Consider the following 13,980-nt stretch of genomic DNA (forward strand, 5'->3'; position numbering starts at 1 on the left):
CGGCAAAGCGCTACGCTGCGCTACAGCACCGGCGTCCATCGCGCCGAGGTCAGTCGCCACTGCCCATCTTCCTCGCGCCAGCCGGTCTGCACGTCGTAGATCTGCGCCGCGTCGGGAATCGTCCCGGCCGCGCCGGTCAACGCGGTGGTGAAACTCACCGTGGCGTGACCGGGTTTCATCTGCACCTTCAACGGCCCCAACTTGACCCCGACGTTGCGATAACGCAGGAACAACGCCATCGCCATGCGCCGCGCACCGAGCCGGTCCAGGCCGTTGGTGCCGACGAAATCCTTGGCCAGAAAATCCTCGAGCGCGCTCGGATCGCGTTGCTGGATGGTCTCGTGCAGCTGCTGCACGGTCGCCCGCAGGCGCTGTTCGGGCGGCGCCTGTTCGCCGCAGGCGCTCAGCAGCAGCGCGAGCAACCCAAGCAACCACAGCGCGCGCGGCCCGAGCCGGCGAGCGACCGACCGCCCCGTCGCGCTCATCCACGCCCCTCGCGGGCGGGCCAGCGCGGAAAATCGGGCGATTGTCTGTGCATACCCCATCGATAACCCTCTGCGTACCGGCCCCGCGGGCCGACGTCCTGTCTTCGCACGACCGTTCGGGCCGCCGCATCGGCGCTCATCGTGACAGGTTCGCGGTGCCGCGGACAGCATCACCGGCCGCGCCCGCGACACCGCCTTGCCAGCCAGTAGAGCCTATGCTCCAATCGAGCGAACACCGTACGGCGGCGCACACAGCAAGCCGGCGGCCAGTATCGGCGAAGCGATTTAAAGAGGGGATCGCGATGAGTTTGGAACGTCCGTGGCTTGCCCAATATCCGCAAGGCGTGCCCGCGCAGATCGACGTGGAGGAATTCCCGTCGGTGGTGTCGGTGCTGGAAAACGCGATCGAAAAATACCGCGACCGCCCCGCTTTCTCCAATTTCGGCAAGGTCCTGACCTACGGCGATATCGACCGGCTCAGCGCGCAATTCGCCGCTTACCTGCTCGGCGAGCTCAAGCTCAAGAAGGGCGATCGCGTCGCGATCATGATGCCCAACTGCCTGCAGTACCCGATCGCGACCTTCGGCGTGCTGCGCGCCGGGCTGACCGTGGTCAACACCAATCCGATGTACACCCCGCGCGAGCTCAAGCACCAGTTGGTGGACTCGGGCGCGTCGGTGATCTTCGTGCTCGACAACTTCGGCGACACCGTGCAGAGCGTGGTCGCCGATACGCCGGTCAAGCAGGTGATCACCACCGGGCTGGGCGACATGATCGGCGGGCTCAAGGGCCCGATCATGAACTTCGTGCTCAAGTACGTGAAAAAGATGGTGCCCGAGTACGACATTCCGGGCGCGGTGCGGTTTCGCGACACGCTCACGCTTGGGCAGATGCACAAGCTGCCGCAAGTCGAGATTTCGCCGGACGACATTGCGTTCCTGCAGTACACCGGCGGTACCACGGGTGTCGCCAAGGGGGCGATGCTGACGCACCGTAACCTGGTCGCGAACATGCAGCAGGCCGCGGCCTGGGTCGGCACCAACGCCAAGCTCGGCCAGGAAATCATCATCACCGCGCTGCCGCTGTACCACATCTTCGCGTTGACGGCGAACGGACTGGTGTTCATGAAGTTCGGCGGCCTCAACCACATGATCACCAACCCGCGCGACATGCCGGCGTTCGTGAAGGAACTCAAGAGCACCCCGTTCACCGCGATCACCGGCGTCAACACCCTGTTCAACGGCCTGCTCAACACGCCCGGTTTCGACGAGGTCGATTTCTCCAAACTGCACCTGACCCTCGGCGGCGGCATGGCCGTGCAGCGCTCGGTCGCCGACCGCTGGAAGGAAGTCACCGGCGTGACCCTGATCGAGGCCTACGGCCTGACCGAGACCTCGCCCGCGGCCTGCATCAACCCGATGGACCTGCCCGCCTACAACGGCGCGATCGGCCTGCCGATTTCCTCGACCGACGCCTGCGTGCAGGACGAGAATTTCAACGTCCTGGGCGTCGGCGAAGTCGGCGAGCTGTGCATCAAGGGCCCGCAGGTGATGAAGGGCTATTGGCAGCGGCCGAAGGAAACCGACGACGTCATCGACAAGGACGGCTGGCTGCACACCGGCGACATGGCGCGGATGGACGAGAAGGGCTACTTCTATATCGTCGACCGCAAGAAGGACATGATCCTGGTCTCGGGCTTCAACGTGTACCCCAACGAGATCGAGGACGTGATCGCGATGATGCCCGGCGTGCTCGAAGTCGCCGCGGTCGGCGTGCCCGACGACAAGTCCGGCGAAGCGGTCAAGGTGGTGATCGTCAAGAAGGACGAGGCGCTGACCGCCGAGGACGTCAAGGCGCATGCGCGCCTCAACCTGACCGGTTACAAGCATCCCAAGTACGTGGAGTTCCGCAAGGAACTGCCCAAGACCAACGTCGGCAAGATCCTGCGCCGCGAGCTGCGCGACGCGCCCAAGTAATGGCGAGCGGGCGCGATCGATCGCGAGGTAACCGCTGCGCGATCGCGAGCGAGCCATGGTCGGTCCGCGATGAACAGGCGAAACCCGCGTGCGATGTAACAGCCAATGTGCGGTTGCAATGACCGGCGTGAGCCCGCGTTAGCGAAAAAGGCCCCGAAAGGGGCCTTTTTCGTGTCCGGCGACGCATCGGTTCAAGACCAAACGTAGTCTGAACTTTCTTCAGGTGAGGTGTAGCATCGCGACGTGGGTCCACCGCCCGCCCCCAACCTTCCGGGAGCCCGCCATGTCCGTTCCTACTCGCGTGCCGATCGAGTCCGCAGGCGCTCCTTGAACAAGCGCAAGATGGCATCCATCGGCTACTCCAAGCCGGGGCGGGTAGAACTCGTCGAATAGCGTTGGCAGATTTCGTCGAGTCGGGCGCGGCTGCGAATCAGCGCGTCCACGCATCGCGGGTCGAACAAGCGCCCGCGTTGGGCGTACATATACCCCAAGGCGGCGTCCACGTCCCAGGCTTTCTTGTACGGACGCGGCGAAATGAGAGCGTCGAACACATCCGCGACCGCCACGATCCGGGCTTCCAGCGGAATTTCGTCCCCGACCAGCCCGTCCGGATAACCGCTGCCGTCGTACCGCTCGTGGTGGCGCAGGGCGATCAGGGCGCCGGCCTGAATGAAACGGTTCTGGCTGCCGCTGAGCAGTTCGTAGCCGATCTTGGGGTGGCGGCGCATGATCGCCGTCTCCTCCTCGGTCAGCGGACCGGGCTTCATCAGCACCGCGTCGGGGATGGCGATCTTGCCGATGTCGTGCAGCGGCGCGGCCATCTCGATGACCCGGATCTCGTCCTCGAACATGCCCAGCTGCTCGGCGATCAGCCCAGCGATGTGGGCCATCCGCTCCAGGTAGGCGCTGGTGCCGGCGTCGCGGAACTCGATCGCGCGGGCCAGCCGCGACAGGGTTTCGCGTTCGCGCTCCTCGACCTCGTGCATGCTCGACAGCAGGCGCTGCTCCAGCGACAGCGCGCGTTGCTTGACGTTCTCGGACTGCTGGCGCAGTTGCAGCAGGTTGCGGCAACGCGCGCGCAGTTCGCGCGGGCGCACCGGCTTGACCAGGAAATCGATCACCCCGGCTTCGAGCGCGGCCTGACGGACCGGTTCGTCGCCGACCACGGTGACCAGGATGATCGGAATGTCGCGGTGCATCGGCAGGCGGCGGAAACGCCGCGCGAACTCCAGGCCGTCGATGCCGGGCATGCGGTAATCGAGCAGCAGCAGGTCGGGCTGATGGCTTTCGCACCACGCCAGCGCGGCTTCGGGCTCGCCGAAATCGTGCACCGACAGCTCGGACGCGATGTCCTCGATGATGTGGCGCAGCATCGTCCGCGCGGATGTCTGGTCATCGACGATAACGACGTTCACACCGATACCCGTAGTGAGGCCACCCCCTATGGCGACCGGCCTGCGAGCATACTCCGCCGCAATGCCTGTGACAGCCGCCGAAAGTCCCGACCGGTCATGCCTGAGTCGGGATGCGTATGAGCGAGGCGCGCAATTGCGCGCAGCTCGTCACGGTTTACACGTAAACGTATAACGAAAACGGCCAGCGCGAGCTGGCCGGTGTACAGGTTAACCCGCGTTGATATGCGCCGCTCTGGCGTTCGCGCGGCCCAGACGAAAGCACCGCGCTGCGTGGCTCAGGCTTGTCAACTCGGGCTCGAACTCAGGCTTCCGGACGCATGTACGGGAACAGCAGCACGTCGCGGATCGACGACGAGCCGGTCAGCATCATCACCAGCCGGTCGATGCCGATGCCCAGGCCGCCGGTGGGCGGCAGCCCGACTTCGAGCGCCCGAATGTAATCGGCGTCGAAATGCATCGCCTCGTCGTCGCCGCCGTCCTTCTGCTCGACCTGGGCCAGGAAGCGCGCGGCCTGGTCTTCGGGATCGTTGAGCTCGGAGAAACCGTTGGCCAGTTCCTTGCCGCCGACGAACAGCTCAAAGCGATCGGTCAGCTCCGGATCGAGGTCGTTGGCGCGCGCCAGCGGGCTCACCTCGACCGGATGGTCGGTGATGAAGGTCGGCTGGATCAGGGTGTGTTCGACGGTCTTTTCGAAGATTTCCAGCAGCAGCTTGCCCCAGCCGTAGGACGGCTTGACCGCGACCTTCAGCCGCGCGCCGTGGGCGCGCATGGCGTCCAGGTTGCGCAGGTCCTCGCGCTTGATCTCCGGGTTGTGCTCGAGCACCGCCTCGGTCATCGACCAGCGGCGGAAGCCCGGCCCCAGGTCGATCGCGTGGCCGTCCCACTCGACCTGGGTCTTGCCGAGCACTTCCTGCGCGGCGTGGCGGATCACCGACTCGGTCAGGTCCATGATCTCGGTGTAGGTGGCGTAGGCCTCGTACAGCTCGAGCATGGTGAATTCGGGGTTGTGCCGGGTCGACACGCCCTCGTTGCGGAAGTTGCGGTTGATCTCGTAGACGCGCTCCAGGCCGCCGACCACCAGGCGCTTGAGGTACAGCTCCGGCGCGACCCGCAGGTACAGCTCCAGGTCGAGCGCATTGTGGTGAGTGACGAAAGGCTTGGCCGCGGCGCCGCCGGGGATGTAATGCATCATCGGCGTTTCCACTTCCAGGAAGCGCCGGGTGTCGAGCCAGGCGCGCATCGCGCGGATGATCTTGGAACGCTTGACGAACACGTCGCGCGCGTCGGGCGAGACGATCAGGTCGACGTAGCGCTGACGGTAGCGCTGCTCGACGTCGGTCAGGCCGTGGTGCTTGTCCGGCAGCGGACGCAGCGACTTGGTCAGCAGGCGCAACGAATCGGCCTTGACCGACAGCTCGCCGGTCTTGGTGCGGGTGACCGTGCCTTCGGCGGCGACGATGTCGCCCACGTCCCAGCCCTTGAACTTGTCGTACACCTCGCCCAGCGCGTTGGACTGCAGGAACAGCTGGATGCGGCCGGACTCGTCCTGGATCTGCACGAAGCTGGCCTTGCCCATCACCCGCTTGAGCAGGATGCGGCCGGCGACCGCGACCCGGCGGGCCTCGGTGTCCAGCGATTCCTGGTTCCAGTGCTCGGCGTCGGCGTACTGCGCCTGCAGGTCGCCGGTGTAGTCGCCGCGGCGGAAATCGTTCGGGAACGCGATGCCCTCCCCGCGCAAGGCCTTGAGTTTGGCGCGACGCTCCGCGATCAGATGGTTCTCGTCGATGGGCGGAAGGTTATCGTCGGTCATGGTCTTGGGGTCTGGCCGGGGCTTGAGAAAGCGTGAGGAAGGAAGATTACTGAAGTCGCAGGTTGCGCGCTTGCGCGGCTGGGCGACGGTGGTGCGGAAACTGGAACGATTGCGGTGGTTAATCAGTCGGGCGATGGCGCTGATGGTTCGGTTCGACTCCGTTCGGCTGGGGGCTGGTCGAGTCGGCTCGGGTGGCGCGGACTGTTCGCCGGACTTCGCGATCCAAACGGGTTCAGGCCGGTGCGGTCGCGATGGATCGTGCTGGCCGATGTGCGGGCCGACGCGCTCGCGGCGCTTTCCCGCGGGCGGCGCTGTCAGGACACTGTCAGGCCATTGCGCCCCTACCTACCCGTCATCCCCGCGAAGGCGGGGACCCAGGGCTTCACCGCGGCAGCACTCTGAAGTCTCTGGATCCCCGCCTTCGCGGGGATGACGACCGGAGAGGACGCGGCGAACCGATGCGTGCGCTAACCAGTGCCCGAGCCTGGGTGGTCCGAACCGGTTCGTGCCGCGAGCGATGTGGCTAACCGCTGCATGGCCAAACCGGTTCTCGCTGCGAACCCGATGCGCCGTGAACTCGATCCGCCGCGAGCCCAGTCTGCCGCGAGCCCAGCGAGACCCGCCGGGAATCGCGCCGAGGGCGGACACAGCGTCGAACACGCCGCGCCCATCCCATCGCCCGTACCGACGCGGCTTACACCGCGTCGGTGCGTTTCGATCCCACTTGCAGGCCCGATTTGAGGCTGGCCTCGACGAATTCGTCCAGGTCGCCGTCGAGCACCTTCTGGGTGTCGCTGCGCTCGATGCCAGTGCGCAGATCCTTGATCCGGCTCTGGTCGAGCACGTAGTTGCGGATCTGACTGCCCCAGCCGATGTCGGACTTGGTCGCCTCGACCGCGTCGCGCTCGGCGTTGCGCTTCTGGATTTCCAGCTCGTACAACTTCGCCGCGAGCATCTTCATCGCGCGGTCACGGTTGGCGTGCTGGCTGCGCTCGGTCTGGCAGGCCACCACGATGCCGCTGGGCACGTGGGTGATACGCACCGCCGATTCGGTCTTGTTGACGTGCTGGCCGCCGGCGCCCGAGGAGCGGTAGACGTCGGTCTTCAGGTCGGCCGGGTTGATGTCGATGACGATCTTGTCGTCGACTTCCGGCGACACGAACACCGAGGTGAAACTGGTGTGGCGGCGGTTGTCGGAGTCGAACGGCGACTTGCGCACCAGGCGATGCACGCCGGTCTCGGTCTTGAGCCACCCGTAAGCGAAATCGCCCTCCACCCGGAAAGTGGCCGACTTGATGCCCGCGACATCGCCACCGCTGACTTCCATCAGCTCGGCCTTCCAGCCGCGCGATTCGGCCCAGCGCAGGTACATGCGCAGCAGGATTTCCGCCCAGTCCTGCGCCTCGGTGCCGCCGGCGCCGGCCTGGATGTCGACGAAGGCCGAGGCCGAATCCATCTGCCCGGAGAACATCCGGCGGAATTCGAGTTTCTCGACTTCCTTGGCGTAGCGCTCGACGTCCTCGACCACAGCCAACGCGGTGGACTCGTCGTCCTCCATCTCGGCCAGTTCGAGCAGTTCCAGGCCGCCCAGCAGGCCTTCGGTGAGGGTGCGGATGCCGTTGACGACCTTTTCCAGCGCGGCGCGTTCGCGGCCCAGGCCCTGGGCGCGCTCGGAGTCGTTCCACACGTCCGGGCTTTCCAGCTCGCGGTTTACTTCTTCGAGACGTTCGACCTTGGCGTCGTAGTCAAAGATACCCCCTGAGCGAATCCAACCGGCCCTTGAGGTCGGCGATGCGCTGGCGGACGGGATTGAGTTCGATCATGTCCGGTGCTTGCTATGCGGAAGAACCGGTGATTCTAGCAGCCGCGGCGGTGGTTGGCCGCCCTGCCCCACGCCCCACCTGTAGGAGCGGCGTGAGCCGCGACCGCGCCACGGCAACCCCGGCGCAGGCCTGGGCTTGCCGTGACGCTCAACCACCGTGACCAGCTTGCGCGGGCCTACGGAATTCGCCGTCGCGGCTCGCGCCGCTCCTACAGGGGGCTGTCGTTACTTGACCTCGAACTCGCCCACCAGCACCACTTCCTTCTGGTCCTTGAGCCGCAGGGTCACCCGCTGGTCGTTCTGGCGCTGGCCGCCGAAGCCGGTGCTCAGCCACAGGCTCAGCGTGGTCGCGCCGGTCACCAGCTGCTGACGGTCGCCGTAGAAATTGGCCTCGACCTTGTACTTGCCGGGCTTGGCCTTGCGCAGCGAGAACTCCTCGGGACCGTAACCGCCGGTGAAATCGTTGGTGATGCGCCCGCCCTGGTAGGTCAGCTTGTGGCTGTAGAAGCACTTCTCGCCGTTCGGGTCGGTCACCCACAGGTCCATGTCGGAGTTGTCGCTGTCCCAGCTCAGCACCACGCGCAGGTCCAGCGGCAGGTTGCGGCTCAGGCGCGGATCGATGCGGCGCGTGTCGACTTGATCCGGATGCGCGGCGGCGATGGCATTGAGCTCGGCCAGGGCGATTTCCTCGATCCCCGGGAAGCGCTGATCCCAGTCGCGCAAGGCCACTTCGTACAGGCTGTCGACCGCCTGCTGGTACTGCCCGTTCGCGGCGTAGGCCAGGCCCAGGTCGCGGAAACTCTGCGGCTCTTCCTCGGCCAGGCGCAGCACCTGCTGCAACACCGGCACCGCCAGCGCGGGCTGGCCGGCCTGCATCAGCCGATAGCCGAGCACGCGCAGGATGTGGCGGTTCTCCAGATCCATCTCGGCCAGGTTCGACAGCACCCGCAAAGCCAGATCGCGCTCGCCCTTTTCGCTCAGCACATCGGCGACGTCGAGATAGAACGCGGTGCTGCCGGCATTGGAATCGCGTTCGTCCAGGTAAATGGCATAGACCCGGTCGGCGCTGGCCTGACGCAGGCGGCGCGCGTACGGCGAATCGGGTTGCCACGGTTTCAGGTTGATGCTGGCGCGAGGAGCGGCGTTCGAACCGGGAGCGACCTTCGCCTCGCTGGCGGCGGCATCGGCGACCATGCCACCGGCGATCTCGACACGATCCAGCGTCGTGGCATCGGCCGCGATCGGCGAAGCTTCGGCTTCGGCCATCGGCGCGGGCGCCGGCGGCGGCGACGTCATCGCCATCGCCGGGGCGTAAGCACGCTGCGAACTTTCATCGCGCGCCTGCCGGGCGCGGCTGAGCTTGAGATCGTCGCCCGGCTTGGGCGGCGCGTTCTTGGGCCAGTCGCGCTGCCACCAATCCAGACGCTGCTTGTACATATCGGCCACCCGGTCCAGGTTGGCCTTGCGCGCGCCATCGAGTTCAGCGGCCTGCCGGGTCTTTAGACGATTGAATTCGTCGAGCCGGTCCGGCGGGGCGATGTCGTAACGCACGTAGTCGGCGATATCGTCGAGCACGATCAGCGAAGTCTCGGCGGTGACGATGCCGAAGCGCTGGCCCAGGCGCGCGATCGCGGCGCGGTTGAGGTCGGGGTCGGCCTGCAGCGCGGCGATCGAATAACGCGCCCACAGCCCAGCCGGAAAGCCGCTCGCATCGCTGCCGGCGTCGACCGCAATGGTCTGTTCGCGCTCGCCGCGGCCGTCGCGCAGACGCAGGGTCAGCTGCGCTTTCGCATCGGTCAGCCGGCCGGCGATCCGCAGCAGTCCGCCATCGGCGAACGGCGAATCGGCGACCACCTCGTTCGCGCCCAGCGCGCTCACGCCGAGCAATTGCGGGCCTTCATTGAGCAGCACATCGGCGGCGCGATCGAGTTCGCCGGCGCGTTGCCAGCTGATCAATCGCCCGCCATTGGCTTGCGCCAACGCGCTCAGGCGCGCGCCGTCGGCGGTCGCGCCGGCCGAGTTCAGCGCATACAGACGCTGCCGCGGCAGCAATTGCGGAAAACTCCGCTTGCCGTAATTGAACAGTCCGTCGCTGACCACGAGGTACTCCTCGATCCCGGCCTGAGGCTCCCAACCACCCGGATCGGTCGCACCGTCATACACCGTGTTCTCCAGTTCACGACGCAACGCCGACCAATCGCCGCCAGCCACCGCGAAGTTGCGCGCCGGCTCGGCGCGATCGCGCAGACGGATCAGGCTGACCTGCACCGTTCCGGCGGCGCGGAAGTAACGATCGAGCAACGCCAGCTCGCTCGCGTTGTCGCGCTTGCAGCCCGACGCCGAGCTGTCCCACAGCAGTCCGATCGACTTCGGCAACGCGCGCGCCTGACGGGCGCCCGCCACCGGGATCTCCGCGAGGAAATAGCGCTCGCCGGCGACATCCTGGGTGTAGGCGCGCGCCGTGGCCGATGCCGGAATGCTCAGGCTCAGAGCGTTGCCGACCGGCGGCTTATTCAAGCTGACCGTGTAGCGGCCGCCGCGCGAACCGATCTGCACACCGCTGGTCAGGCCCTCGACCTTGGGTTTCTGCGCGGCGCGGATCGTCAGATCGAACTGCCGCGCCTGCGCCGCGAACGCCAACGGCAATTCGTACTTCCATTCGCCGTCGTGACGGCTCAGCGATTCGCTCAGTTCCAGCCGCACCCGGCGCGTGCCCTGAGCGGGAATCGGATAGATCCGCAGCTTGAACTGATTGCCGGCGGTCTGCTCGAGCAGCGCCGGATCGACGCCGCGGCGTTCGATGGCCTCGAACACCTGCCGGCCCTTGGCCTTGGGCACCGGCACCGCCGGGCGCAGCGCGCCGTCGATGTCGAGCGCGAACCCGGCGACCTGCTGGCCGTCGCGCAGCGGAAATTGCAGCTCGCCCTCGAGCACGCGCGCGTTGGGGTTGTGGAACACCAGTTCGATCGAGGTGCGGGCCAGACCGCCGGCGACTTCACCCTCGACCCGGACCGATTCGAGTTCGATCGGTTTTGCGGCATCGCGCACGATCAACAACGGCGGCATACGCGGCGCGGTGATTGGGCCATGGACCTGGGCCTGCGCGAGCGCGACCAGACCGAGCGGCAGACTGAGCAGCACACCGGCGAATGCGGCGAGCGAGAACGGTGATTTCACCGGGAACCTCTTCCTTGTGAGTGCGGGCTGAGACTCTCAACGCGCCGGGGCGCGAAAAGGGTTGAGCGGGCTTCCTTGCGGGGGCGGATGCCGCAGTGGGGAGAGTGGTGGAGCGGCCTGGGGCTTGCAAGCTTGGGCTTGGGCGTGGTCTTGGGCGCGGGCGCGGGCTGGGGCTGGGGCTGGGGCTGTGGGCTGGGGCTGTGGGCGGAAGAGCAAATCCCCCTACTCCCCTTTTTTCAAAGGGGAGGGGACTTCGTTGCAGGGGAATTAGAACGGTGGGGACGTGGGCTCCCAACCACTGCAACGAAGCGAGTCGACTCGTTCCTTTAGAACAAGCGCGTCAACTCGCCCCCTTTAAAAAAGGGGGCCAGCGCCCGGCGCAACATCGAGGCCGATACAGCCCTCACAGCGCGGGGGATTTGCTCTCGCCCGCGACGCCGCATCATCTTCAGGCGGATCGATAGCCCGCCATCGACCAAGCCAAGCCGCAGCTACCGGACTGCGGCTCAAGAAATACCTAGCGTTCGCCTCAAGGCCGATACAACGACCGCACATTCAACCCACGCCGCAGACTCGCCAGATCCGCCTTCGATTGCACCGCGATCTCCACCGTCTCCCCCGGCAGCAAGGTCAAGGCATTGTCGGCCAGGCTCACATCCTGATCGCCGAAATCGACCCACACCGCGCGCGCCAGTGCATCGGCATACACGCTCAGGCGATAACCGTCGCCGTCGCGCCGCAGCTCAGTGCGCAGCTTCGGGTCCTGCCACGCCAGGGTCCGCGCCTCGCCGAAATACACCGCGCGCCGCGCCATCGAACGGCCGTCGACGATCAGATCGAACACCGCCGCGGTGCGGCGCGGATCGGCGTCGCCGAGCAATTGCGCATCGCTCCATTCGCCAACCCGGGTCGAGGCCAGCGCTGCCAGACTCGCCGGCTTGCGTTCGTCGCGATGCACGCGGCCGTCGAAATCGATCACCCGCAGGCGCCATTCGCCTTGCACCGCGGTGGTCTTGTCGTTCAACAAGCTCAGTTCGGTGCGGCCGCCGTCGCGGCCCGGCCGGCGCAACGGCGCGATCGTCACCGGCGCGAAGAAACGCTTGGTGTGGAAATGCAGTGGCTTCCAGCGGCCGAAATAATCCAGGCTGGACCACGACGCGCCCGGCCAGACATCGTTCAATTGCCAATACAGCGAGCCCATGGTGCGCGGCCGCGAAGCGCGATGATGCAGCGCCGCCAGTTCGATGCCCTCGGCCTGCACCTGCTGGCTGAGGTAGACGAAATCGGCGAAGTCGCGCGGCTCGCCGTACTCGCCGCGGATGTACTTGAGCAGCCGGTTGTTGCCGTCGCCGGCGAGGAATTTCTGATGCGCGCGGATCACCGGGGCATCGATGCCCTGCTCCGCGGGCTTGGCGAATGCGGCGATGGTGCGCAGCGACGGCCACCCCTGCAGGCCGTATTCGGACATGAAACGCGGGGTTTCATCGAGATACGCGGTGGCCGGCAGCGCCGGGCCGCCCCACACGTCCCAGTAATGCTTATCGCCGTTGTTGGAATCGTTGGCCTTGTCGGCCAGATCGTTGCTCGGCGAACTCGACCAATACGGCACGCCCGCGCCCTGTTCGGCCACAACCGCGCGCAGGTCCTTGCCGAACAGCGCGACATAGCCGTCCCACACCGTCTGCGCGAACTTGGGATCGGCCTCGATCAGTTTCTTGCTGTGGCCCCAATCCTTCCACGCGGTTTCTTCTTCGTTGTTGCCGCACCACAGCACGATGCTGGGATGGTTGCGCAGGCGGCGCACGTTGTCGCGCGCCTCTTCGACCACGTTGGCGCGAAACGCGGCGTCGTACCCGGGCGGCATGCCGCCGCCGAACATGAAGTCCTGCCAGACCATCAGGCCCAGTTCGTCGGTCAGTTCGAAGAAATCGTCGGATTCGTAATAACCGCCGCCCCAGTTGCGGATCATGTTCATGTTGGCGTCGCGCGCCGATTGCAGATCGCGGCGCAGCCGCTCGCGGGTGACCCGCGCCGGAAACGCATCGAACGGAATCGCGTTGGCGCCCTTGGCGAACACCTCGATGCCGTTGACCACGAAGGCGAAGCCCTGCCCGTTCGCATCCTTGTCGCGACGCAGTTGGATGCTGCGCAAGCCGGTGCGGCGCTGGGCGACGGCCTGCACGCCATCGGCATCGCGCACCGTGGCCTTGAACGAGTACAGCGCCTGCTCGCCGTAGCCGACCGGATACCACAGGCGCGGGCGTTCGATGCTCAACGGGATCGAGACGAGATTGCGACCGAGCTTGAGCTGGGTCGGATAACTCAGCATTTCGGCGCGACCATCGGGACCGGCGTATTCGATCTCGACCGTCGCCGCTGCGGCACTGGCGCTTTCGATCTCCAGTTCGATCACCGCATCGGCGCGTTGCCGGTTGATCGTCTTGGGCTGCACATGCAGATCGGCCACGCGCAGGCGATCCCAACTCTCCAGCCGCACGCCGCGCCAGATACCCGCGGTGACATAGCGCGGGCCCCAGTCCCAGCCGTAGTGATAACCGGGCTTGCGCACGAAATTGGCGGTCATCGCATCGCGCGGTTCATCGCCGTAGGGCGAAGGATAGTTACCGGCGATCTTGTTCGGCATCGCCTGCACTTGCGGCAGCAACCGGCGGATCGGCGAATCGAACACCACCCGCAACTCATTGCCGCGCTCGCGCAGCTTGCCGTCGACTGGCACGCGCCAGGTGCGGAAGCTGTTGTCGGCCTTGAGCAGGTCGACGCCGTTGAGCTGCACATTGGCGAAGGTGTCCAGGCCGTCGAACACCAGCTCGACGTGCTTGCGCGCCAGGGTCTCGCGATCCACGTCGAAGCGGCCACGGTATTCCCACTGCGACAGGCCGATCCATTGCAACTGCGCTTCGCGCGCACCGACGTAAGGATCCTCGATCAGCTTCACCGCCAGCAGATCGGTGTGAACGTGGCCGGGCACCTGGGCCGGATGCCACTCGGTCGCCGGCTTATGCGCGGCGGCCTGCGGATCGCCCGGTACCAAGCGGAATTGCCAGTTTTGATGTAAGGGCTGCGAATGCAGCGGCGCGGCTTGCGCGCCGTAGGCCGCGAGCGCGGCGATCAGCATCAGCGCGATCGCGGCCAGGGTGCGCAGGCGCGAGACGGAATCGGATGAGGATCGGGCGATGGGCATGCGCATACCTTGTGATTGGGACAGTGCGGGTGACGCGGTAAACCACCATCGCGCCGTTCCCACATGGCCTACCTGTAGGAGCGGCGCGAGCCG

General features: G+C 66.2%; 7 protein-coding genes. 1 reads left to right on the top strand and 6 read right to left on the bottom strand.

The features are described 5' to 3' along the window. Nucleotides 1-20: 20 nt before the first annotated feature. A complete protein-coding gene (locus tag ASD86_RS20085) occupies nucleotides 21-485 on the bottom strand; it encodes a nuclear transport factor 2 family protein (RefSeq protein ID WP_056114794.1) in 465 nt (154 codons plus the stop codon). Between the two features lie 302 nt (nucleotides 486-787). On the opposite strand from ASD86_RS20085, the gene ASD86_RS20090 reads away from it, so the two are divergent. Next, complete coding sequence (locus ASD86_RS20090) at nucleotides 788-2,461, top strand: long-chain fatty acid--CoA ligase (protein WP_056114797.1); 1,674 nt, start codon at nucleotides 788-790, stop codon at nucleotides 2,459-2,461. Nucleotides 2,462-2,817: 356 nt separating this feature from the next. Here the strand turns inward: ASD86_RS20090 and ASD86_RS20095 are convergent, their stop codons facing one another. From ASD86_RS20095 to ASD86_RS20115, 5 genes are all read right to left on the bottom strand, one after another. Next, on the bottom strand, nucleotides 2,818-3,906 hold the full coding sequence (locus tag ASD86_RS20095; RefSeq protein ID WP_046656519.1) for a two-component system response regulator: 1,089 nt from the start codon (nucleotides 3,904-3,906) through the stop codon (nucleotides 2,818-2,820). A 271-nt stretch (nucleotides 3,907-4,177) separates the two neighbouring features. Continuing rightward, complete coding sequence (lysS, locus tag ASD86_RS20100) at nucleotides 4,178-5,686, bottom strand: lysine--tRNA ligase (protein ID WP_056114800.1); 1,509 nt, start codon at nucleotides 5,684-5,686, stop codon at nucleotides 4,178-4,180. A 694-nt stretch (nucleotides 5,687-6,380) separates the two neighbouring features. Next, a protein-coding gene (gene prfB, locus ASD86_RS20105; protein WP_157476908.1) for a peptide chain release factor 2 occupies nucleotides 6,381-7,509 on the bottom strand; the annotation gives its coding sequence in 2 pieces (ribosomal slippage) (nucleotides 6,381-7,433 and nucleotides 7,435-7,509; 1,128 coding nt in all). A gap of 224 nt (nucleotides 7,510-7,733) precedes the next feature. Then, nucleotides 7,734-10,685: a VIT domain-containing protein gene (locus ASD86_RS20110; RefSeq protein WP_056114802.1), complete on the bottom strand. Its 2,952-nt coding sequence runs from the start codon at nucleotides 10,683-10,685 to the stop codon at nucleotides 7,734-7,736. 529 nt (nucleotides 10,686-11,214) lie between these two features. Next, a complete protein-coding gene (locus tag ASD86_RS20115; protein ID WP_157476910.1) occupies nucleotides 11,215-13,887 on the bottom strand; it encodes a glycoside hydrolase family 2 protein in 2,673 nt (890 codons plus the stop codon). Between the last annotated feature and the right edge of the window lie 93 nt (nucleotides 13,888-13,980).

Origin of the sequence: Lysobacter sp. Root690 (assembly GCF_001427785.1) — a bacterium.
In the GTDB taxonomy this organism is placed as follows: domain Bacteria; phylum Pseudomonadota; class Gammaproteobacteria; order Xanthomonadales; family Xanthomonadaceae; genus Lysobacter.

Excerpts from the sequence above, each read along its gene's own strand:
- ASD86_RS20085 (WP_056114794.1), bottom strand. The coding sequence starts at position 485 with ATGAGCGCGACGGGGCGGTCGGTCGCTCGCCGGCTCGGGCCGCGCGCG.
- ASD86_RS20090 (WP_056114797.1), top strand. The coding sequence starts at position 788 with ATGAGTTTGGAACGTCCGTGGCTTGCCCAATATCCGCAAGGCGTGCCC.
- lysS (WP_056114800.1), bottom strand. The coding sequence starts at position 5,686 with ATGACCGACGATAACCTTCCGCCCATCGACGAGAACCATCTGATCGCG.
- ASD86_RS20115 (WP_157476910.1), bottom strand. The coding sequence starts at position 13,887 with ATGCCCATCGCCCGATCCTCATCCGATTCCGTCTCGCGCCTGCGCACC.